Here is a 22,933-nt window from a genome sequence, read left to right as displayed (position 1 = left end):
GTCAAAAGGAAGGGGATGCAACACCTATGAATTATATCCTGAAATTATTTCTTTCCATGGCGGGTTCCTTCATTATTATTTTGTTGGCTGTGGATGTCCAGAACATTCAAGTACATGCAATGGTTCCCGAAGAGATCACACCGCTCCTGAAAAGTAAGGAAAATCAGAAAATCGCTTATTTGACATTCGATGACGGACCATCTTTGAATACCATGAAGATATTGGATATTTTGGACGGCTATCATGTTAAGGCTACATTTTTCGTTAAAGGGAATGAAGAACCATACGCAAAGGAAAGTTATCAGGAAATGGTTTCCCGGGGTCATGCGATTGCCCTTCATTCTTATACACATGATTATTCCATCGTTTATCGATCGACTGAGAGTTTCTTTCAAGATTTGAATAGGCTTGAAACCATGCTGCAAAAGGAGTATGGGATAAAAAGCCGTATTGTGCGCCTTCCTGGCGGCTCGAATAATCGTCTGCGGCATCAGGCTGCAACGAAACCCATCATCAACGGAATCCTTCAACAGCTAAAGGAAAAAGGGTATATTTACTTTGATTGGTCCATTGACTCGACAGATGGCTTCAGTCCGTCAATAAGTGAACAACAAATCATTACTGCCGTACAAAAAGGGACGAAAAATCAAAAGCATGTTAATATCTTATTGCATGATATCAATAGTATGAAGAATACAGTGAAAGCATTGCCTGATATAATTGAATTTCTTAAAAAAGAAGGGTATACCTTCGATACTATTGATGAGACAACCCCGAAATTGCAATTTAATTGATGAACACAATGTTTATCTATAGTAAATTAAGGTATAGGGTATTGAGATTACAATGCGAAAGGATTTATCGTTTCTATGATGCCATCATTGTTTTTATCACATGGAACACCGCTATTAGCTTTGGAAAATAATGAATACACTTCTTTTTTGAAGGATTATATGCAAACTATGAAGAAACCTGCTGCCATCGTAATTTTGTCAGCACATTGGGAATGTGAAGATCAAATGATTTCAGCAGTAGGGAAGCATGAAGTCATTTATGATTTTGCAGGGTATCCTGAAGAAATATTTCAGATTACTTATCCAGCCAGGGGATGCCTTGAGCTGTCAGATCGAATTTTAACCTTATTGTCCAGGATAGGTGTATTGGGGGAACTTGATGAAAGGCGCCCCCTGGACCATGGATCATGGGGGCTTTTGCATATCATGTATCCAGAAGCTGACATCCCGACCGTATCTATGTCCATTAGTCCTGCACTGCCATTGGACAAGCAGTATGAAATTGGGAAAACATTGAGGGTATTAAGGGAAAGTAATGTCCTTATTATCGGGAGTGGTGGAATTGTCCATAATTTCTCCCAAATACAGGAGGATATGCATGTTGCAGAAGGATGGGCAATCGAGTTTGAGAACTGGGTCGAAGAGAAAATCATGAATTGGGATTTGCAAACCTTGTTTGAGTATGAAAAAATCGCCCCATACAGTACAGAGGCTGTGCCCTCCAAAGAGCATTTCGTTCCATTGGTCATCGCAATGGGGTCAGGGGATGACAAAAAAAAGGCAACTCTACTGCATAGGAGCTTTCAATATGGCAATCTAAGTTTATCAGCTTGGAAGTTTGATTGAGCTGAAAGGGCTTTCAGACTAGTTAAATTTACCTGAAAAATAATCATTATACAAAAATACAAAAATCTTTTTTTAGCGAAAAAAAGACTTAAATGAGCAAAAAAGTCAATTAAAAGCGTATTTTGACGAATTAAACAGAAATATAGTTTCAAAAAGGTTGCATAAAGTAGTTTAACCTTTGGATATTTCGACAAAAACATGTTAATATAACATCTGAAAACGTTTTATCCTTTAAAATTTTATTATTCAATGACCAAAGTTATTTATTGTATATCTTATATATATCATATATTTGGGGAAAATTTAGAAGAAAGAAATTTGGGGATGGATAAAACGTAATGAAAAAAATTATGAGAAAAATTTGGGGGTTTACAAAATGACCATCAATGATTCTAAGGTATTAGACCACTGGAAAGCTTTTTCAGGTCCAAACCTTGGGTATGTCATGGAGCAATACGATCTATTTCTAGCCAACCCGGAAGAAGTGGATCCGGAACTGAAAAACTTTTTTGAAGTAGCAGGTCCTCCTTCATTCGATGTATCGGCAGAAACAACGACTGGAAGTGCACCAACTGTACAAGCTGGAGAAGTTCTTCCGATGAAGAAAATTATGTCTGCAGTAAAGTTAGCTGAAAATATCCGTGCATACGGACATCTTGCTGCAAATATTTATCCTTTAAAAGAAGAAGCTCTGGACACTGAACAAATTCACTTTGAAAAATATGGCTTGACTGCAGATGATTTAAGGAAAATACCGGCTGACTTTATTTGCCCGGAATCACCTGAAGACGTGAAAGACGGATACGAAGCCGTACAATACCTAAAACAACTCTATACAAAAACGATAGCCTTTGAATTTCACCATGTTAATGACTTGGATGAAAAGCAATGGCTTACTGATATGGTCGAATCCGGAAACATGTTCCCGGAAGTGACTAAAGAGAAAAGGGAACTATTACTTAAACGATTGAATGAAGTTGAAGGTTTCGAGAAATTCCTTCACCGCACATATGTAGGGCAAAAACGTTTCTCTATTGAAGGACTGGATGCTTTGGTTCCGATTCTAGATGAAATGATTTCACAAACTGTTCAAAGCGGTACTGGGAATGTGAATATTGCCATGGCTCACCGAGGACGTTTGAATGTTCTAGCACATGTATTAGGAAAGCCATATGAGGTCATCTTCTCTGAATTCCAACATTCACCGAATAAAGATTTGGTTCCTTCCGAAGGTTCAACAGGCATTAACAATGGATGGACCGGTGATGTTAAATACCATTTAGGTCTGGATAAACAGATAACTAAATCAAATATACAAAAAGCAAGGATTACACTTGCCAATAACCCAAGTCACTTGGAAGTAGTCGGTCCAATCGTGGAAGGGTATTCTCGTGCGGCACAAGAAGACCGTTCAGAAAAAGGATTCCCGGTTCAAGACATTTCCAAATCTCTTGCCATCCTGATTCATGGTGATGCAGCATTCCCAGGTGAAGGAATTGTACCTGAAACGTTTAACTTAAGCCGTTTACGCGGTTATCAAGTTGGCGGCGCCATCCATATCATCGCCAATAACATGATCGGTTTTACAACGGAAAGTGAAGATTCACGTTCTACCCTATATGCCAGTGATTTGGCCAAAGGCTTTGAAGTGCCGATCGTGCATGTGAATGCAGATGATCCGGAAGCATGTATGGCTGCTGTGAACCTTGCTAACCTATATCGTGAAAAATACAACAAGGATTTCTTGATCGACCTGATCGGTTACAGACGTTTCGGCCATAACGAAATGGATGAGCCATTGGTGACTCAACCTGAAATGTATGCATTAATTCATAAGCACCAAACCGTTAAAGAGCTTTATGGAAAAAAACTGATTCAATCCGGTGAGTTCACTGAAGCTGAAGTTAAAGCGATTGCTGAGCAAGTGGATACAAGGCTTGCAGATGCATATGCGAAAATTTCCGGAAATAAACCGGAAGCTTCTAAAGAATGTAATCCTCCTGGGATTATTGAAAAAGGACTTCCAGCCATTGATACGTCAGTTCCTAAACAAGAACTTGTTACAATTAACGAAGAACTTGTTAACTGGCCGGAAGGATTCACTCCTAATAAAAAGTTAGGAAAGATCTTATCACGTCGCTTGGATTCCTTTGGTGCTGACGGGAAAATTGATTGGGCTCATGCTGAGACATTGGCATTCGCATCCATATTAAGTGACGGCACTCCAATCCGTTTGACAGGACAAGATTCAGAGCGCGGAACATTCGCACAACGCAATATCATGTTACATGATAGTGTTAACGGAAAAACATATTCACCACTTCACACACTAGAAACTGCCAAAGCATCATTCGCTGTTCATAACAGCCCGCTTACTGAAACGGCAGTTCTGGCTTATGAATATGGATATAATGTATTTGCACCTGAGACACTTGTATTATGGGAAGGACAATTCGGTGACTTCGCTAATACAGCACAAGTGATCTTTGACCAATTCATCGCGGCAGGCCGTGCAAAATGGGGTCAAAAGTCAGGCCTTGTCATGCTGCTTCCACACGGTTATGAAGGACAAGGACCAGAGCACTCAAGTGCCCGCCTGGAGCGTTTCCTTCAATTAGCGGCTGAGAACAACTGGACAGTTGCCAACTTAAGTTCGGCAGCTCAATACTTCCATATCCTTAGAAGACAAGCGAAGATTTTGGATCAAGAGCAGGTACGTCCGCTTGTCATCATGACACCGAAGAGTATGCTTCGTAATCAAGTGATGGCTTCTACAGCAGAAGAATTCAGTGAAGGCTCTTTTGAATCATTCGTAGAAACCAAAGCTTTGGGCAAAAAACCTAAATCGGTTGAACGCATTGTTTTTGCATCAGGTAAATTGGCGGTTGAACTTCGTGAAAAAGCGGCAACTGAAAAAAATACAGATTGGTTGCAAATCATCAGTATCGAAGAAATTTATCCATTCCCATTCACTGGAGTTCAAGAAGCCCTGAAAAAATATACAAATCTTAAAGAAATCTTCTGGGCTCAAGAAGAACCTAAAAACATGGGTGCTTGGACATTTGTTGAACCTCGCCTAAATGCTGCGGCTCCTGGCAATCTTTCAGTAACGTATATAGGAAGGAAGCGCAGATCAAGCCCGGCTGAGGGAGATCCACTTGTCCATAAAAATGAACAACAACGGATTATGACTCAAGCAATTACACGCAATAATGAGGGGGAGAAATAAAATGGCTGAAGTAAAAGTACCTGAATTAGCAGAATCAATTTCTGAAGGATCTATTGCGCAATGGTTAAAACAACCCGGTGATCACGTTGAAAAAGGAGAATATGTCCTTGAACTTGAAACGGATAAAGTGAACGTAGAAATCATTTCAGATTATACTGGTACACTTTCGGAACATTTAGCAGAAGAAGGCGATACTGTCCAAGTTGGACAGGCTATCGCCATCGTTGATGAAAATGGATCAGCTGCAGCAGCTCCAAAAGAGGAAGCTCCTAAGGTTGAAGAAGCTAAAGCAGAACCAGCTAAGGCTGAACAAGCTGCTCCTGCTAAAGAAGCTCCTAAAGCAGAAGCAAAAGAAGCATCATCCACTCAACAAGTTATTGCATCACCAGCTGCAAGGAAATTGGCTCGCGAAAAAGGAATTGACTTGACTCAAGTGCCTGTAGCCGATCCACTGGGTCGCGTTCGTGTACAAGACGTAGAAGCAGCAAGCAATGCACCTGCAGCACCAGCGGCAGCTCCTAAACAAGCCCCTGCAGCTAAAAAGGCAGCAGCTGTTGAAGTGAATGATGACCGCATTGAAGTGGTTAAGATGACACGCCGTCGTCAAACCATTGCCAAACGTCTAGTTCAAGTACAATCCGAAGCAGCCATGCTTACTACTTTTAACGAAGTCGATCTTTCTGCAGTCATGGAATTGCGTAGCCGCCATAAGGATTCTTTCGTGAAAACAAATGATGTTAAACTTGGTTTCATGTCATTCTTCACTAAAGCGGTCATTGGCGCATTGAAAAAATATCCATTATTGAATGCTGAAATCCAAGGCGACCATATCCTGAAAAAGAACTTTTATGATATCGGTGTAGCTGTATCCACTGATGAAGGTCTTGTCGTTCCGGTAGTAAGGGATGCTGACCGGAAAAGCTTTGCTGAAATCGAGAAGAACATTTCGGATTTAGCTGTTAAAGCGCGTAACAACAAACTGGGACTTTCAGATTTATCAGGTGGTACTTTTACTATCACAAACGGCGGGACTTTCGGTTCCCTATTATCTACACCAATCTTGAATGCCCCTCAAGTTGGGATCTTGGGTATGCATACAATCAAGACTCGTCCAATCGCTGTTGGAGATCAAATCGAAAACAGACCGATGATGTACCTTGCATTATCTTATGATCACCGTATCGTTGACGGAAAAGAAGCTGTTGGTTTCTTAGTAGCCATCAAAGATATGCTGGAAGATCCAGAACAACTTTTACTTCAAGGCTAATAAAATAAATACGAACCCCCATGTCATGATGACATGGGGGTTTTTTTTGCGTGAAGAACGGAAAGGATATTTTCATAGAAAAAAGAAGATGGTATTAAAGAAAGGTCATCTCTAACTATATGAATGTTTTTGGAGGTGTTTTTGAATGAATTTGGTTACTTTTAAACGTTTTTGATTGATTATTGCTTCGTTTTCATATATTATGATGATATTAAAGTGAGGTGGGCGAATTGTTGACAACTGAAAGGCACCAGTTTATCTTATCGATCCTTAAAGAACATGGAACGGTAAAGCTGCAAGAGCTTGTAGATCAGTTACAAGCCTCGGAGTCGACCATTCGGAGAGATTTAGTGCAACTCGAGGAAATGAAGCTCTTGAAACGCGTGCATGGTGGGGCCTCTTTACTTCAGAGAAAAGGCCTTGAACCAACAACTATGGAAAAGCAATACAAAGCAAGAGCTGAAAAACAACTTATAGCAAAGCTGGCGGTTTCATTCATTGAGAAAAATGATTGTATATATCTCGATGCAGGCACCACAACTGCGGAAATGATTCCTTATTTAAAGGATAAAAATATAACGGTGCTGACGAATGGTCTTATGCATATACCAAAACTCATCGAATTGGAAATCAAAACAGTGTTAGTGGGCGGGACGATAAAATTTTCGACAAATGCTGTTATTGGAAGTAATGCTGTACAGTTTCTGAATGAATACCGTTTTGATAAATGTTTCTTGGGAATGAACGGAATCCATCAAGATCTGGGTTTCACAACACCCGACCCGGAAGAAGCTCTACTGAAGAAGATGGCCTTGCGCCTCTCTAACGAGTCCTACGTGCTTGCTGACAGTTCAAAACTGAATGAAGCTACTTTCGCTAAGGTGGCAGATGTAAGCGATGCCATAATCCTTACTGACAGCAATGATGAAGAGGCAATTGCTCAACTCCATAAAAATCCAAAGATAAAGGTCGTGACCATTTAATGATTTATACAGTGACACTAAACCCATCCATCGATTACCTGGTCGAGGTGGAGAGTTTTCAAATGGGCAAGGTGAATCGAACCAGTTATGATGCAAAATTCCCAGGAGGGAAAGGGATCAATGTTTCCAGAGTGCTAAAAAGGCTCGGAAATAGTACGACAGCGTTAGGATTCATCGGTGGACAAACTGGTGAATTTGTAAAAAGGTTTTTAAGACAAGAAGAAATTTTCACGGACTTTACAGAGATAGCTGGAGATACAAGAATAAACGTTAAATTGAAAACAGGGCTGGAGACTGAAATAAATAGTCAAGGGCCAATCATTTCAAAAGGGAATTATCAACAATTAATTAGTCAGATCGAACAGTTGAATAATAATGATATCCTCATTTTGTCAGGAAGCATCCCTCCAAGCGTTCCTTCTGATGTATACGAAGCCATGGCAAGGTCTTGTTCCCATAACGGCATTAAAGTGGTGGTGGATACGAGTGGCAAGGAATTACTGGATGTCCTACCACACCGGCCATTTTTAATAAAGCCCAATCATCATGAACTGGGTGAGCTTTTTTCAACCGAAATAAGAACGGTTGATGACGCTAGGGAATATGGCGCTAAATTGGTTGAAGCAGGAGCACAAAACGTTATTGTATCAATGGCGGGACAGGGGGCAGTGCTATGCTCCGGCGGAGAGTCATATTCCGCAAATGTTCCAAAAGGGAACGTCATCAATTCAGTGGGTGCCGGTGATTCCATGGTCGCAGGTTTCATTGGGACATATGAAAGTACAGGGGATATTCTATCTGCATTCCGCTTCAGTCTTGCAGCAGGAAGTGCTACAGCCTTTTCATCCGATCTCGGTACATTGGATAAAATTGAAGGGTTATTACCGCAAATTGCCATCAATCATCTAACAGGAGGCTGACTCTATGAAAATTACAGACTTGTTAAAATTGGATACAATCATCATCAATCTGCAAAGCGTTACAAAGCAAGCAGTCATTGACGAACTATCAGGAAAGCTAGCCGAGGCAGACAGGTTAAACGATGTGGAGGGTTTCAAAGCTGCCATCTTAAAACGTGAAGAGCAAAGCACAACAGGTATTGGTGAAGGGATAGCCATACCACACGCAAAAACAAGTGCTGTAAGGGTACCTGCCATCTGCTTCGGCAAATCTGTCAGTGGTGTGGATTATGAATCGCTTGATGGGCAGCCTGCTCATTTGTTCTTTATGATTGCAGCAAGTGAAGGAGCGAATGCAGATCACTTGGAAACCCTTTCCCGGCTTTCTTCATTACTGATGGATGATAAATTCAGAGCCCGATTGATTTCTGCTGCTTCTGGTGAGGAAGTGTTGGAGATAATCAATCAAAAAGAAATGGAAGCCGATGAAGAAGAAATGGAAGAGCAGGAATCAAGTAAGGCTGCAAGCGGTAAAAATAAAGGAGGTAAAATCCTAGCCGTTACAGCTTGTCCTACAGGAATTGCACATACTTATATGGCTGCCGATGCGTTAAAGGCTAAAGCTAAGGAAATGGGAATCGATTTCAAAGTCGAAACAAATGGTTCCACAGGAATCAAAAATGGCTTAACCGCTGCAGAAATTGATGAGGCGGATGCGATTATCGTTGCAGCTGATAAGCAGGTGGAAATGAATCGTTTTAACGGGAAACATGTCATTATTGTCCCAGTGGCGCATGGAATCCGGAAGACCGAGGAGCTGTTAACCAGAGCCTTGAATCAGGACGCCCCTGTTTACAACGGAACAGGAAACGATAAAAGTGATGAAGGGGATTCAGCAAAAGGAGGATTGGGGATTTACAAGCACTTAATGAATGGCGTAAGTAATATGCTTCCATTTGTCGTCGGAGGCGGAATCTTGATTGCGCTTTCTTTCTTTTTTGGAATCGAGGCAGCCGATCCGGCAAATCCGGATTATAATCCCATTGCCAAAGCATTAAGTGATATTGGCGGGGGAAATGGTGCTTTCTTCTTACTTGTCCCTGTCCTGGCTGGATTCATTGCTTCAAGTATTGCCGACCGTCCGGGTTTTGCTCCTGGTATGGTAGGGGGATTATTGGCAGCACAGGCTAATGCCGGTTTTCTTGGCGGACTGATCGCCGGTTTCCTTGCAGGTTATGTCGTCTTACTTTTAAGAAAATTGTTTTCCAGATTACCGCAAACACTCGATGGCATTAAACCAGTTTTACTCTATCCTGTATTCGGTATGTTAATTACAGGGTTTATCATGCTATTTCTCATAAATGAACCAGTAACCGCAATAAACATGGGCTTGACCAATTGGCTGCAAGGTCTATCTGGTACGAACGCAATATTCCTTGGCTTGATTCTAGGGGGGATGATGGCTGTAGATATGGGTGGCCCCCTAAACAAGGCTGCTTTCACATTTGGGCTAGCCGCCATTGAAGCTCAGAGTTTCGGACCGCATGCTGCTGTAATGGCTGGTGGAATGGTTCCTCCTCTAGGGATTGCCTTGGCCACTACATTCTTTAAAAGCAAATTCACTGAAATGGAAAGAAAATCAGGATTCACTAATTATTTCATGGGTGCTTCGTTCATTACAGAAGGAGCGATCCCTTTTGCGGCAGCGGATCCATTGCGTGTTATCGTCAGCAGTGTTGTCGGTGCAGCGACAGCGGGAGCACTGTCAATGGCTTTTAACGTGACTCTCCCTGCACCACATGGTGGAATATTTGTAATCCCACTTGTCAATCACCCATTTTTCTATTTGTTGGCCATTTTAATAGGATCCCTCATCACCGCCTTACTATTGGGATTCTCGAAAAAGAAACAGATATAAAAAAACGGAAAGAAAGCGGATCCGCTTTCAGTTTATAGACAAAAAGGTTACGGAATGGCAACATTCCGTAACCTTTTTCAATTTTATTGGATGGAAGCAGTTATAAATAGAGGATCTAAGATGACTCGATTTTAATCAAATTTGTCTTCAGTCTGAAAGCGCATCTAATTACAGCGGGTCCGCTTTTCTTATATCCAATCCAAAACTCAACCCCGTTGCCGAAAGGGTGATACAAAAATACTGTTCGCTTCAGGAAACTTGCGTCACTTTAAAAGATATATGATTAATTATTAAATGTGGCTAGAAGCCTTTAGCCTATCTGATTTTCAACTACAAGAGCTGGGTGTGACTTTTCGCGCAGCCCTCAATTAATCGATCTGCATTCAAACCATACTCTCCCTTAACGCTGCAGGTTTGTCTTTTAAATGGAATTTCCGTGAACTACTTCATCAATCGGTCCACTTTATATGCAGGAGTGGCTAATTGGAAATGTTGACTTAAAATCCCCCCTCATTCCTTATAGATCCAATATGAAAACAAAATAATTATAAAAAGGTTTGTTAATCTTAAAATCGACTGGTTTATTAAAGCATGAACTTTTATGTTTATGGGTAAAGGAATATAAAAACGAACAAACAAAAGGAGTGAACGTATATGCTGAAGAAAAATACCTTAAAAACGACGAAAAGGGATGATATGATTGATGTTACAACAGAAGTACAGGCGTTAATCAAGGAAAATGGGATTCAAGAGGGAGTAGCTCTTATATATTGTCCACATACGACAGCAGGGATTACGATTAATGAAAATGCTGATCCCGATGTCAAAAAGGATATGTTAAGAAGACTGGACGAGCAATACCCATGGAATCATGCATTGGATTTACATATGGAAGGAAACACGGCAGCCCATTTGAAATCAAGTGCGGTTGGTTCTTCACAGCAGGTGATCATCCATAAAGGGAACTTGATCCTTGGTACCTGGCAAGGTGTGTATTTTTGTGAATTCGATGGTCCCAGAGAAAGGCAATATTTTATTAAATTATGTGTCGACAGGTAAAATGGAAAGTACGGCAAGGTTGAATTGGGAGGAAGCGGATTGGACGACGATGTTTGGATTGAAGGAAGTAAAGTAATATTGAGGAATGTTAAACAAACCGATTTAAAACGTTTATGGAGCCTGAAATATGGAGAAGCAGATCCAGAATGGAAAAAGTGGGATGCACCTTATCATCCTCTTGAACTCATTGATTTCCAAACGTATATCGATAAAGAAACGAAATATAGAACCTATGATGAAAAAGTGGGGGCTTACTCTGAGCTATTAATGGAAAAGAACGATCAAATAATAGGATCTGTTGTATATTACTGGGAACATGAAGCTTCACGTTGGCTTGAAATCGGAATTACGATATTTGAGCCCAAGTATTGGAATGGCGGTTATGGAACTGAAGCGTTAAGGTTATTCATAGGCTATTTATTCGAAAAAATGGAGATTGAGCGGGTGGGTCTGACGACATGGTCAGGTAATGAACGCATGATCGCGGTAGGGGAAAAGGTAGGTATGCAAGTAGAGGGAAGGATGAGGAAATGCCGTTATCATGATGGTTATTATTATGATTCAATCAGAATGGGAATGCTACGGGAAGAATGGGAATCATTAAAATTTCGAAGTTAATAGACCCCCGTGAAAATTTTTCCTTCATTTCCTTGGAAAAAATTTAGCACTGTTTTCTCCCATATGGTCTGTTATCCTTGGAAGATGCTTAACGAGGAGGTTACAGGATGAAATTATCAGTTATAATAACTGTGATAATGACTCTAAGTGTCATCATACTTGGGATAGCTTTTCCTAAGGGAACGACCAGTAAAGCTTCGGATGGAGCAACCAAACATGTCATTAAACAAGGTGAATCGATATGGGATATTGCGAAGCAGTACGGTGTTCCTATCGGAAAGTTAAAAGAAGTCAATAATAATGTAAATAATGTTGCCGAGCCAGGTAAAACATTAATTATTCCACATGTAATGAATGAAAAAGATAAAGAATTATTAGCAAGGCTTGTGCATGCAGAAGCTAAAGGGGAGCCATACAGGGGTAAGGTCGAGGTGGCAGGAGTCGTATTGAATCGCCTTGATAGCGATGAATTTCCTGATACGGTACGGGAAGTGATTTATCAAAAAAACCAATTCTCGCCTGTTGGTGACGGCAGTATAAATAAACCAGCGGGAGATGATGCCAAGAAGGCTGTAAATGAAGCATTGGCGATTCATGGCTATACAAATGATGCCTTGTATTTTTGGAATCCTAGTATTTCAGACAGTGAATGGATGAAGCAATTACAGGTAATAAAAATTATCGGCGGCCATCATTTTGCCATATAATCTAAATCTCAAGAACCGGCTTTCCAAATGGGAGGCCGGTTTTTTAATTTTGAAACCTTCCGTTAAACGATATCAGCCCACATCTCGCGGGGGTTCAATTCATAAATGCTGTTTTCACGGTACATGATACTCCCGATAATGAGTTCACGCCTTATTGTTGCATAATCCTCATGGAAAGACTGGATGAATTCATTCAATTCTTTTTCTGGATATTTACGTCCCTTTTCCAAAAGGCTGGCTATATGATGAAGAACGATCATTTTCTTTTTTCTCTGTGCAGGTATGGTTTTTAGTCGACCATCTGGCATCAAAAAGTTTTCAAGGATCTTTTTGTGTTCTAAATTCAGCTTTTGATTATCCATTTTATTGGAATCCCCCTTAGTTGAAACGAGTTTAGGTAATGCTGACGAATAATGCTTCAGGACATCTTCATTCAAAAAATAATACACCGTATTTTTTTCCCTTCGATCCTTCACTAAATTAATGTCCTTCAATTTAGTTAAATGGTGCGAGATGGTCGGTGCCGTCAATTTTAATATTCCGGCAAGTGCTTGTCCGTGTTTTGGACCATTTGCCAGGATGGATATAATTCTAATCCTTGTTACATCACCAATCGTTTTATGGAATGCGACCAATTTTTCTAATTGCACTTTTCCCCCTCCTTTAATTAGATTATCATCTAATTAGATGATAATCTAATTAAGGGGTGATAATCAAGTTAATATTCACTTTTCTATATTGCTTGGAAGATCTGTTGTATACTTTGGTTGGATACTAAAAAATTAATTCGGAACTAAGGAGCTGTAACATGGCCAATACACATGTTTATACAAAAAAAGAAGAAGTGGTCAATGCGATAACCCACGGTGTCGGCGTTTTGTTAAGTATTGCAGCACTTGTGTTTTTAATCATATTCTCAGCTCAAACAGGATCGCCTTGGCATATTGTCATTTCAGTCATTTATGGTGTTTCCATGCTACTTTTATACGTCTCTTCTACATTAGTGCATAGTTTTCCTGAGGGCAAAACTAAGGATATATTCGAAATCTTTGATCATTCAGCCATATATATATTCATTGCAGGAACATACACGCCCATCATGCTTCTTGTGATCCAAGGGTCACTGGGCTGGACGCTGCTGGGTATAATTTGGGGAGTTGCCATAATTGGGGTCGTCTTTAAAGCGTTCTATGTGAAAAAGTTCCTCTTCCTTTCGACGATTCTCTATATTGCAATGGGGTGGATGATCGTTATCGTTTGGGGACCACTTACAGCAACGATGCCTTCAGCTGGTATCCAGTTACTGATTGCAGGCGGGTTGCTTTATACATTTGGTGCCATATTTTATGTTTGGCGCGGTTTTCCGTTTCATCACGCGGTTTGGCATGTATTCGTGCTTGGGGGATCTGTCACACACTTTTTTGCGGTCTTGTTTTATGTCCTTCCACTATGATCATTTGGCCGATTTGTTGTATGTGAGGGATTCTGAAGTTTTCATTGACCTTTATTAGGAAATACATAAGGTATAAGACTAAAGGAGGAAAAACTAATGAGAAGATCAATCAAAACATTATCAGGGCCGTTTGCCGCTATGCTTGTTTTGGCTGGATCCGGCGAAGAAAACGATGAGGTGAAAAACCCGCCAGGAGAATGAAAATCAAGCTGAAAATAATCCTGAAACAGGAACGGATAAAAATGAAAAACTGCCATTCACTTATAACGATTTTCAATTGGAAGTGGATTATACAGGCAATGATAACGAATACGAAGCTGAATATGATACAATGGGTGCTCAAAAAGAAGCTTCGATCGAGGACAAACTTAACAAACATGAAGTTTACGGTGATGAAGCAATGAAAGAATTGACCCCGATTCTGGAAAAATTGACATTCGCCAAAGATTCATCAGAGGAGGAAGTCATTCAAGAAGTGACAAAAGCTTTTAATCTGAAGGATGACTATCAAGAATTTGATTTAGAGGTCGTTTTCGAAGATGGTACGAAAAAAGAATATAAAGTGAATAATAAGTAATTAAATCCGTTACTTTATACTTCCTAAAGTTATAAAATGGCAGTAAGTTCATGTGTATCCTCAATAGTTGTCAAATGACTGTTACTATAGTAAAATGATTACGGTTAGCAAAGGGGATTATATACATTTGCTATTCATATTCGGACTTATGGGGATAGGACCGCAATAATTACTTGTAAAAAAGATTCTTATTTAAGAGTCTTTTTTTGTGCAAGTGTTCGGGAAGTTGAATATAAATGAAAGAGAGGGTACCACAAGCGGTACCCTCTCTTTCATTTACCCATCATTGGGAAAGTGATGCATTTTTTTTGGGCAGCATATTAGCCGAGGCTAACCTTGAACGGATTGTGATGCCAAGCCATGATGCAAGGAATGCCTTTAAAAAGCCTCCGATTATAAATGGAGCAAAACCGCCGGCAAATGCCACTGGCCAAGATAATGAACTCATATATTTTAACCAAATCGTACCGATGACCAAAGTAATTATCATCCCGATTGTATTTGCAAGGAAAGCCATTGCAACTGTGAAACGGGTTTTTTCCAATATCAGACCCGTTATATATACTGTCGGGATATAGGATAATAAATAACCGCCTGTCGGACCGAATATCTTAGCTAATCCTCCAGACATTTCAGCGAATACCGGCACTCCCGCTGCCCCTATGAACAAGTATAATAAAACGGAAGAAGTTCCATAACGTGAACCGAGAATCGTTGCTGCCAGTCCAATTGCTAGAGTTTGACCTGTAATCGGCACTAAGGGCAGTGGAATTGTGAATTGGGCAAAGATTCCTATAAGTGCTGCAAATAAAGCTGTTACCATCATCATTCTTAACTTCTCATGACGTTCCTTCATTGTGCTTCCTCCTAATGTAAACCTATTTATATGACGAGTTAACATATAAAGAATTTTAATATGTTAACTAAACACTGTCAATGAAATTATGGATTTTAATTCATTAATGATTTATTGGACGACAATGTTTGAAAGTGAATAAAAAGGAAAATTCAAAACTTGGAAAATAAATGAAACTTTTTTAATGAATGATTCGTATGAATGGTAGGCAAGTAAATGGAGGGGGTTATAACAAAGAATATCAATGTTGGGAAAACGCTTATCCCAGGTCCTTAAAATAGTATGCGGCTTGGAAAAAATCGAATTTAAAGGATGAAAGAGATGGAGTTATTTGGGGTTCCATTAGAAACAATCTATTTATATGGATTAATTATATTCGGGGGGCTAACATTCTTATTTATCTTGTTTAACGATTTATTTTCCGGCCTTGAATTACCGGATATATTTAATCCTACACTCATTTTTAGCTTTTTGACCGTGTTTTTTGCGAGTGGGTTTTTGCTTGAATCGCTTTCAGGACTTCATGCTGGGTTGATTGCCGGCATTTCCCTGATCATTTCATTTACCATCGTCACTTTACTGAATGTATTTGTTTTGATTCCCATCTCATCAGCGGAAGAAAGTTTGACATTTCATGATAATGATCTGAGAGGTAGGGTCGGCAGGGTTCTGACATCAATCCCGGTTGACGGGTTTGGGGAAGTCTTGATTGAAAGCATCAGTGGAAGCATCGCGAAAACTGCGGCCAGTTATAAGAATGAAGGAATTGTTTCGGATTCAAAGGTCTTGATCATCGAAGTTAAAAACGGGGTTGTCTATGTTATGCCCCACCAGGATTAAAAAAGGTAGGAGGTAGTTTATGTTTAATTTGATTTGGATTGTCGTCGCCATTGTTGCATTTTTACTTATCGCACTTATTGCTGTCTTTATTACGAAATACCGCACGGCTGGTCCTGATGAAGCATTGATCGTGACCGGTAGCTACTTAGGAAGCAAAAATGTTCACATCGATGAATCAGGAAATAAAATAAAAATCGTCCGCGGAGGGGGCGCTTTCGTTCTCCCAGTGTTCCAGCAAGCGGAACCACTAAGCTTGTTGTCAAGCAAACTTGAGGTCTCAACTCCTGAAGTATATACAGAACAGGGAGTTCCAGTCATGGCTGATGGTGTATCGATCATCAAGATTGGCGGTTCAATCACCGATATTGCCACAGCAGCGGAGCAATTCCTTGGTAAATCCAAAGATGACCGTGAACAGGAAGCTAGGGAAGTCCTGGAAGGACATCTTCGTTCCATCCTTGGGTCGATGACGGTCGAGGAAATTTATAAAAACCGCGAAAAGTTTTCCCAGGAAGTACAGAGGGTAGCCTCCCAGGATTTAGCTAAAATGGGACTCATCATCGTATCATTTACAATAAAAGATGTCCGGGACAAAAATGGATATCTTGAATCGCTCGGTAAGCCAAGGATTGCACAAGTGAAGAGGGATGCTGATATAGCTACCGCAGAAGCAGAGAAAGAAACGCGAATCAAGCGTGCCGAAGCTTCGAAGGAAGCCCAGCGTGCCGAACTTGAAAGGGCAACGGAAATAGCCGAAGCCGAGAAAATCAACAAGCTGAAGGTTGCGGAATTCCGTCGCGAGCAGGATATTGCCAAAGCACGAGCTGACCAAGCTTACGATCTGGAAACCGCCCGCTCCAAACAGGATGTAACGGAACAGGAAATGCAAATCAGGATCATCGAACGGCAAAAGCAAATCGAGCTGGAGGAAAAAGAAATCCTCCGCCGTGAAAAGCAATATGATTCCGAAGTGAAGAAAAAGGCGGATGCCGACCGTTATGCGGTAGAGCAGGCGGCTTCCGCAAATAAAATGAAACAGATAACGGAAGCGGATGCCGATAAGTATAAAATCGAAGCCATGGCAAAAGCCGAAGCGGAACGCGTTCGCATGGACGGTCTTGCTAAAGCGGACGCACAAAGGGCACAAGGTACGACAGAAGCGGAAATCATCCGGTTAACAGGGGTAGCAGAGGCCGAAGCCAAGCAGAAGATTGCCGAAGCATTTGAACAGTTCGGTCAGGCAGCCGTCATGGATATGATCTTGAAAATGCTTCCGGAGTATGCCAAACAAGTGGCAAGCCCGCTTAGTAATATCGACAAGATCACTGTAGTGGATACAGGTGGAAGCGGTGCGAATGGCGGGGCCAATAAAGTGACTGGGTATGCAACGGATTTAATGGCCACATTGCAGGAATCATTAAAAGCATCTTCGGGCATTGATGTCAAAGACTTGCTTGAGAATTTCTCAGGAAAGAGAAATTTACCATTTACAACCATCAGTCAGGAGAATGTCGAAGCGAACATGAATATGGCAGCAGGCAAGGAAGAGTAACAGGGAAAAGGTAAATCTACTACTGTTCATTAAATGAAATTTAAGCTGATGCATTAGAATAAGAAGTACTGCAAAAAAACAAAAAGGATATAAAAAACAAAAAATTTAAGAGCAATAGGGCATACAAGAAGAAGCAACAGATATACAATCTGTTGCTTCTTCTTGTTGAAGTGCTCTGACATTTATTCTGTAAACTCTATGGAATATTCCTAGTTGTTGCCGCGATTGTGGATAGATTTTAATCACTTTCTTTGGACTTGCGTTACAATGACAATAAAGAGTTCGTATACAATCCCCTTAAATATTGTAATTCATGGGGGATAAAAGAGCGCTTTCTTCATGGTTCAATTCGAATATTCGAGTGGAAATCACTTTTTATACAATTGATCACCTGAGCATTGAAAAGTCAACCTGTTAGTAATTTTTAGTAGATTGTGCATTCAATACAGAAAGCTTTTTGGAGTCTCTCATTATATCAAAATATGCAGTGAAAAATATTAAACTCAATATTGTTTTAGATCATCCGGATGTGCGTATTAGTGATTGTTCTGGAAAAAGGAGCCCGCTATGCTCAGAAACTTATGTAATCATTAATAATTATATAGAAAGAGTTCAAGGAAATTAAAAGGTCAAAAAGTTAAACCATTGGAGCGCTCTTGCTGTTGTCCTTTTTATGATCGGTATGCCTGTGGCCAATGTTATTGGCGCACCAGTAACGACTTGGATTATGGATAACATAAGCTGGTTCGAATTATCAGCATAGCGTTGGGTTTTTATGGTAGAGGGCTTGCCTGCAGTACTTTTTGGAATATTAAACCTCTATTTATTAACCGATCTTCCAGAACAATCCAAATGGCTTAGTAGGGAAGAGAAAGATTGGCTTAAGTCAGAATTAGATAAAGAAAAAGTAGAAGTAAAAGATAAAAAGCAGCACAGTTCTCATAAAAAAGAGTGTGGGATGAAGAAATCGATCTAACCCTATTAAGAAAGAAGTAAAATTAGTTAAAACACAACAGCTTATAGATTGGATCATCTACATTACCCATATTCCCCTTTTTAGCTAAGAACTTGCCCCTAAAAAAAGCAATGTATCTCAAGTTCGAGAAATTCATTGCTTTTTTTTTCATTTGCCCGTACCTCTGTGTGATCTGTCTGTTTTCACATCCATGAGTTGACTTTATTGTTCAGGAAGGTTTAGGGCTGTATTGGCTGTATTTATATCAACTTGTAATTGTTCACTTAAATCATGTGGATGATAGTAACCTTTTGAAATCATATAGTTACTTATCTCTCCGTGTCTTTCTACAGCGACACGAAGCTGTTCTCTTAAGGCTGCTTTCAATTCAGGTGTTTTTGTTTCTGTAATGGCAAATGCAAGATTTCTAATTCCTGATTTTGCGGATATTAAGTAGTCCGTTGCAATCACCTGATCAGTCATGCCACCCATACCCGCCATATTTTGCAAAAAATTTGTCATTACTGTTTCCCTCGATTCGTAAGAATTTCCTGCAGTTTTTGAATATCTTGTGTCCCAGTGCTCATGTCTTTTAATAGAATATTTTGTAGTTCTGTATCCTGCACTAAACTGCTCATTGTAGAGGACTTTGTTAGACAAAGACTCTTGAAAGTTAAAATTTCGTGCGCCTCTAAAGTTTCATGCAGTCCTAAATTTTCCGTCATGATTTTTCACTCCGTTTCTTTTTAGAATTCACATATATATCTTTCGTAATACAAAAGTTTTTATACATCATCATTTGCAAAAGTAACGTGTATTTTGCGAAATAAACTACCTATCGGTCAATAATCCGTATAACAAACAGATGAACTGGGAAAGGTATTTCATAGGATTAGGGAGGTGAACCGTATGGAAAATGAAAGCTTGGCATTTCATGAAACCATGGAAACGCATGAAATTTTAAATTTTAAAACAATAGGTTTAATGAGATCTAAATTAATGCAAGGAATTTGCTTTGACAATGACTTAAAAGCATTAATGGAAAAAGACGTACAACAATCTATAGCTGCTATAAACGAGCTAAAGGGTTTTTATACAGAAGCCCGAACAAACTATGAAAAATGAGGTGAAATTTAAATGGAAATGGATTTTTTAGATCCTCAAGGTGCTGAACATATGCCGGAAATGGCTGATTCCTCTTTCGCGCTAGATTTTCTACTCTCTATCAAAAGTGGGATTCATACTTATGGTATTGCATTATCTGAAACAGCGAATCCCGCATTGAGAAAAGCACTGTACCAGCAAATGGAGCAATCTATTGACTTACATGGTGAGTTATCCGATTTAATGATCAGGAAGGGCTGGCTTTATCCGAACGATATAGGTAAACAGGTGGAATTAGATTTGAAATCAGCCGATATGGCGGTTAGTATTGCTGGAATGAATCTTTTCCCGAATGATACTGACAGACTCGGCATGTTCGCAACGCCGAATAAATAAAGGAGGAAAAGCATCATGAAAGCCGTAACTTACCAGGGCAATAAAAATGTACAGGTTAAAGAAGTTAAAGACCCTAACATCAAAAATTCGGATGATATTATTGTAAAAATCACTACTTCAGCGATTTGCGGCTCCGATTTGCACTTAATCCATCAATTAATTCCCAATATGCCTACAGATTATGTGATTGGTCATGAGCCGATGGGGGTTGTTGAGGAAGTTGGACCAGGGGTAACTAAGGTAAAGAAGGGAGACCGGGTCATTATCCCCTTTAACGTTAGCTGCGGGAGCTGCTGGTATTGTGACCACGACCTTACAAGTCAGTGCGATAATTCAAATCCTCATGGGGAAATGGGTGGTTTTTTTGGATACTCAGAAACAACTGGTGGGTATGCGGGCGGGCAAGCTGAATATATGCGTGTTCCTTATGGAAACTTTACCCCTTTCAAAATCCCAGAAGACTGCGAGGTAGAAGATGAAAAATTGGTGTTGCTCGCTGATGCAGCATCCACAGCATTCTGGAGTGTAGATCACGCAGGTGTCAAACCTGGCGATACGGTTATCGTTTTAGGCTGTGGTCCTGTAGGTCTGCTTACTCAAAAATTCGCTTGGTTTAAAGGGGCGAAAAGGGTGATTGCTGTCGACCATCTCGATTATCGTTTAGAACATGCAAAAAGGACGAATAAAGTCGAAACCGTAAATTTTGCACAATATGAAAACACTGGCGAATACCTTAAAGAAATCACTAAAGGTGGTGCAGATATCGTTATTGACTGTTCCGGGATGAGTGGCAAAATGACTCCGATGGAATATCTTGCATCGGGTCTTAAATTACATGGGGGAGCCATGGGAGGGATTGTAATTGCGTCCCAAGCCGTACGTAAGGCGGGAACCATACAAATAACAGGCGTTTATGGCGGACGTTATAATGGATTCCCCCTAGGAGATATTTTCCAAAGAAACGTGGATATTAAAACCGGACAGGCTCCTGTTATTCCATATATGCCCTACCTTTATAAACTAATATCAGAAGGAAAAGTAGATCCTGGCGATGTTGTAACCCATGTACTTCCAATTGACCAAGCAAAGCATGGGTATGAAGTATTTGATACAAGGACAGATGGATGTATTAAAGTGGTCCTTAAGCCATAAAGATGGTTGTTTTCATTTGGAAAAATAGATTTTACAACTATGGGTATGGACTATGAGTAAGAAGGGAAGGTATCAAACCCTTTTTTAAATTTTTTGGAGTAATTTTTACTTCTGTATGAAATACGCATAGAAGAAGATTTAAGAAAAGTGAACACCCCTGTCTTAAGAGGTACATTTACCTTATTCAAATTAAGCACCAGAAAAGACGATTTTGCCCACATTAAGGGAAAATCGTTTTTTTTGGTGCTCTAAGCTATCTTTTTTTCAAAGAGGTTTTTTTCATTAAGTAAAACCCACGACCTACAAAAACTAAAAGTGGCAAATTAGTTATAGGGTTTTTGTTTTTTTTTTACTTTTTTCGTTTGGATTTATATCATATACTCTTTCTTTTCTTTGGAGATCAAAATCAGAAAAGGTTATAGCAATAAGTGGACTCATTCTGCGAATCATTCGGCATATACTCTTTTATAGTAAAATCCTTAACAATCGTGATAGGAATTTTAGTTTGTTATTTTGATTTACCAAATGTTTTTTTAAAAAATTCAAATCCAATCGATCCATCAACTTTCAAAACAAGAGAAGCATCAAAAGGCTTCTTTTCTTTTGCCTTTGGTTTCATACCTTTGATCACACTTGTTTTCTTGTTGGTGCATAAATCTTTCACATGTTTTTCTGTCACTTTCTTTAAGCGTTTGAGAGGGGAATGTCTGTTTACACCCACTTGCATATTCCGAGCATCCAAGTAAAATGAAATGTGATCAAAGCGTTACGATGACTGATATCCGAAGAAGATTATCCTTAATAGCTTCCAAATATTATCTCTTTGTCCTCTCCAATAAACGATCTATGGAATCCTGTATATGGCTGGAGATTGCAATCTCGGCTCTATATACATCCCTTGTCCGGATGGCCTCAATGATTTCCATATGTTCTGATGGTGCGTCTTTTTGGTCGATTTCACCTTTGACATGATAAAACCGGCCTATATGAAGATGGCAGTGCATGCCTTTATACGCTTCATATAAAAATGAGTTTCCTCCAGCTTGCATGATGGCATGGTGAAATTGTTGATCTAAATGAGTGAAATCGAGTATTTTTTTGTTGGAAGCACCTGTGTTTGTGGAAAACATTTCATCTGTAAGCGCGGCCATTTCTTCCGTCGCGCTTATATTATTTAAGCGGATCATATTACGGACCGCATGCGTCTCCAGTAATATCCGGGCCTCTAGCATTTTCGCCATATTTTCCGCATCTAATATGTCACTGACACGATACCCCTTATTCGGTTCCAAAACGACTAAGTTCTCGGAATGAAGTCGAGACAATGCTTCTCTGAGAGGTATGGCGCTAATGTTGATTTCCCGGGTTAAATGGCTGATATTGATTTTTTGGCCCGGTGATAAATCCCATTCAAAAATCTTTTCCTTTAATAAATTGTATACATATTCCGTTGTCTCTCCGCGTTCTTTTTCTTTTATCATCGAAATGCCCCTAACTTGAAAAAATTCTATGAGAAAAAGTGTTATTGCATATTGATGTAACAACCTAAATTATAACTGAAGCAACTTAAAACGTGTTTACCCTATCAGTAAGATAAGGTGAATCCATATTGATATCAAGAATAGACAGTTTGGAAAGAGACCGACTAGTCTGCTGGAAAGCTGTAAAAATATATCTTCCTTACTGATAATTATATATGATATTTAATAGAATTTGGGAGGATTATAT

Annotated in this window: 24 protein-coding genes; 18 read left to right on the top strand and 6 right to left on the bottom strand. The window is 39.8% G+C overall.

Annotated features, from left to right (window positions below; genetic code table 11):
- The first annotated feature begins 26 nt into the window (after window positions 1-26).
- The 10 genes from ACFRAK_RS23050 (at window position 27) to ACFRAK_RS23005 (ending at window position 12,320) form a co-directional block, all read left to right on the top strand.
- The gene (locus tag ACFRAK_RS23050; RefSeq protein WP_387604258.1) at window positions 27-794 is read left to right on the top strand and encodes a polysaccharide deacetylase family protein; all 768 of its coding nucleotides are present in this window, start codon (window positions 27-29) and stop codon (window positions 792-794) included.
- A gap of 75 nt (window positions 795-869) precedes the next feature.
- Window positions 870-1,640: a dioxygenase family protein gene (locus ACFRAK_RS23045; RefSeq protein ID WP_394572567.1), complete on the top strand. Its 771-nt coding sequence runs from the start codon at window positions 870-872 to the stop codon at window positions 1,638-1,640.
- A gap of 376 nt (window positions 1,641-2,016) precedes the next feature.
- Complete coding sequence (locus tag ACFRAK_RS23040; protein WP_394572566.1) at window positions 2,017-4,869, top strand: 2-oxoglutarate dehydrogenase E1 component; 2,853 nt, start codon at window positions 2,017-2,019, stop codon at window positions 4,867-4,869.
- 1 nt (window position 4,870) lies between these two features.
- Window positions 4,871-6,136 carry a 2-oxoglutarate dehydrogenase complex dihydrolipoyllysine-residue succinyltransferase gene (gene odhB / locus ACFRAK_RS23035; protein WP_394572565.1) on the top strand — a complete coding sequence of 422 codons (1,266 nt, stop codon included), beginning with the start codon at window positions 4,871-4,873 and terminating at the stop codon, window positions 6,134-6,136.
- Between the two features lie 230 nt (window positions 6,137-6,366).
- Window positions 6,367-7,119 (top strand): DeoR/GlpR family DNA-binding transcription regulator, encoded by a 753-nt coding sequence (locus tag ACFRAK_RS23030; RefSeq protein ID WP_394572564.1) that lies wholly within the window; start codon window positions 6,367-6,369, stop codon window positions 7,117-7,119.
- Window positions 7,119-8,039 (top strand): 1-phosphofructokinase, encoded by a 921-nt coding sequence (gene pfkB, locus ACFRAK_RS23025; protein WP_387604266.1) that lies wholly within the window; start codon window positions 7,119-7,121, stop codon window positions 8,037-8,039. Before ACFRAK_RS23030 ends, pfkB begins: the two co-directional genes overlap by 1 nt.
- A 4-nt stretch (window positions 8,040-8,043) precedes the next feature.
- Window positions 8,044-9,936 (top strand): PTS fructose transporter subunit IIABC, encoded by a 1,893-nt coding sequence (locus ACFRAK_RS23020; protein WP_394572563.1) that lies wholly within the window; start codon window positions 8,044-8,046, stop codon window positions 9,934-9,936.
- Window positions 9,937-10,590: 654 nt separating this feature from the next.
- The gene (locus ACFRAK_RS23015; RefSeq protein WP_394572562.1) at window positions 10,591-10,995 is read left to right on the top strand and encodes a secondary thiamine-phosphate synthase enzyme YjbQ; all 405 of its coding nucleotides are present in this window, start codon (window positions 10,591-10,593) and stop codon (window positions 10,993-10,995) included.
- Between the two features lie 39 nt (window positions 10,996-11,034).
- Window positions 11,035-11,613 carry a GNAT family N-acetyltransferase gene (locus ACFRAK_RS23010; RefSeq protein WP_387604272.1) on the top strand — a complete coding sequence of 193 codons (579 nt, stop codon included), beginning with the start codon at window positions 11,035-11,037 and terminating at the stop codon, window positions 11,611-11,613.
- Between the two features lie 107 nt (window positions 11,614-11,720).
- Window positions 11,721-12,320: a cell wall hydrolase gene (locus ACFRAK_RS23005; protein ID WP_228467434.1), complete on the top strand. Its 600-nt coding sequence runs from the start codon at window positions 11,721-11,723 to the stop codon at window positions 12,318-12,320.
- Between the two features lie 62 nt (window positions 12,321-12,382).
- Here ACFRAK_RS23005 and ACFRAK_RS23000 read toward each other — a convergent pair whose 3' ends face one another.
- Window positions 12,383-12,970: a DUF2087 domain-containing protein gene (locus ACFRAK_RS23000; RefSeq protein ID WP_387708933.1), complete on the bottom strand. Its 588-nt coding sequence runs from the start codon at window positions 12,968-12,970 to the stop codon at window positions 12,383-12,385.
- A 158-nt stretch (window positions 12,971-13,128) separates the two neighbouring features.
- Here ACFRAK_RS23000 and trhA point away from each other — a divergent pair, with 158 nt between their 5' ends.
- A complete protein-coding gene (gene trhA / locus ACFRAK_RS22995; RefSeq protein WP_394572561.1) occupies window positions 13,129-13,773 on the top strand; it encodes a PAQR family membrane homeostasis protein TrhA in 645 nt (214 codons plus the stop codon).
- A gap of 277 nt (window positions 13,774-14,050) precedes the next feature.
- A complete protein-coding gene (locus tag ACFRAK_RS22990; RefSeq protein ID WP_394572560.1) occupies window positions 14,051-14,350 on the top strand; it encodes a YusW family protein in 300 nt (99 codons plus the stop codon).
- Between the two features lie 283 nt (window positions 14,351-14,633).
- Here the strand turns inward: ACFRAK_RS22990 and ACFRAK_RS22985 are convergent, their stop codons facing one another.
- Window positions 14,634-15,206 (bottom strand): biotin transporter BioY, encoded by a 573-nt coding sequence (locus ACFRAK_RS22985; RefSeq protein WP_394572559.1) that lies wholly within the window; start codon window positions 15,204-15,206, stop codon window positions 14,634-14,636.
- 321 nt (window positions 15,207-15,527) lie between these two features.
- Between ACFRAK_RS22985 and ACFRAK_RS22980 the strand changes: the two genes are divergently transcribed.
- From ACFRAK_RS22980 to ACFRAK_RS22970, 3 genes are all read left to right on the top strand, one after another.
- Window positions 15,528-16,046, top strand: a complete 519-nt coding sequence (locus ACFRAK_RS22980) for an NfeD family protein (RefSeq protein ID WP_387604282.1) — start codon at window positions 15,528-15,530, stop codon at window positions 16,044-16,046.
- Between the two features lie 19 nt (window positions 16,047-16,065).
- Window positions 16,066-17,598, top strand: coding sequence for a flotillin lipid rafts scaffold protein FloT (locus tag ACFRAK_RS22975; protein ID WP_394572557.1), 1,533 nt, complete (start codon window positions 16,066-16,068; stop codon window positions 17,596-17,598).
- 775 nt (window positions 17,599-18,373) lie between these two features.
- Window positions 18,374-18,574, top strand: coding sequence for a hypothetical protein (locus ACFRAK_RS22970; RefSeq protein WP_394572555.1), 201 nt, complete (start codon window positions 18,374-18,376; stop codon window positions 18,572-18,574).
- Between the two features lie 201 nt (window positions 18,575-18,775).
- On the opposite strand, the gene ACFRAK_RS22965 is transcribed toward ACFRAK_RS22970, so the two are convergent.
- Together ACFRAK_RS22965 and ACFRAK_RS22960 are read right to left on the bottom strand one after the other, a co-directional pair.
- Window positions 18,776-19,075 (bottom strand): spore coat protein, encoded by a 300-nt coding sequence (locus ACFRAK_RS22965; RefSeq protein WP_394572554.1) that lies wholly within the window; start codon window positions 19,073-19,075, stop codon window positions 18,776-18,778.
- Entirely contained in the window at window positions 19,075-19,278 is a 204-nt protein-coding gene (locus ACFRAK_RS22960; protein WP_387708138.1) for a hypothetical protein, read from the bottom strand. Before ACFRAK_RS22960 ends, ACFRAK_RS22965 begins: the two co-directional genes overlap by 1 nt.
- A 184-nt stretch (window positions 19,279-19,462) precedes the next feature.
- Here ACFRAK_RS22960 and ACFRAK_RS22955 point away from each other — a divergent pair, with 184 nt between their 5' ends.
- Genes ACFRAK_RS22955 through ACFRAK_RS22945 form a run of 3 tightly spaced genes read left to right on the top strand, consistent with a single transcriptional unit; the run spans window position 19,463 to window position 21,205 of the window.
- Complete coding sequence (locus ACFRAK_RS22955; protein WP_056519692.1) at window positions 19,463-19,678, top strand: hypothetical protein; 216 nt, start codon at window positions 19,463-19,465, stop codon at window positions 19,676-19,678.
- 12 nt (window positions 19,679-19,690) lie between these two features.
- Entirely contained in the window at window positions 19,691-20,053 is a 363-nt protein-coding gene (locus ACFRAK_RS22950) for a spore coat protein (RefSeq protein WP_387604302.1), read from the top strand.
- Between the two features lie 15 nt (window positions 20,054-20,068).
- On the top strand, window positions 20,069-21,205 hold the full coding sequence (locus ACFRAK_RS22945; RefSeq protein ID WP_098186930.1) for a zinc-dependent alcohol dehydrogenase: 1,137 nt from the start codon (window positions 20,069-20,071) through the stop codon (window positions 21,203-21,205).
- Window positions 21,206-21,713: 508 nt separating this feature from the next.
- On the opposite strand, the gene ACFRAK_RS22940 is transcribed toward ACFRAK_RS22945, so the two are convergent.
- Window positions 21,714-21,932 carry a topoisomerase C-terminal repeat-containing protein gene (locus ACFRAK_RS22940; RefSeq protein WP_387604307.1) on the bottom strand — a complete coding sequence of 73 codons (219 nt, stop codon included), beginning with the start codon at window positions 21,930-21,932 and terminating at the stop codon, window positions 21,714-21,716.
- An 88-nt stretch (window positions 21,933-22,020) separates the two neighbouring features.
- Complete coding sequence (locus tag ACFRAK_RS22935) at window positions 22,021-22,686, bottom strand: GntR family transcriptional regulator (RefSeq protein ID WP_387707669.1); 666 nt, start codon at window positions 22,684-22,686, stop codon at window positions 22,021-22,023.
- Window positions 22,687-22,933 lie beyond the last annotated feature (247 nt).

The sequence above is a fragment of the Peribacillus sp. NPDC056705 genome, from assembly GCF_043656335.1.
The sequence above is the reverse complement of the archived record's forward strand: the minus strand, read 5'-3'. Positions and strand labels throughout refer to the sequence as shown.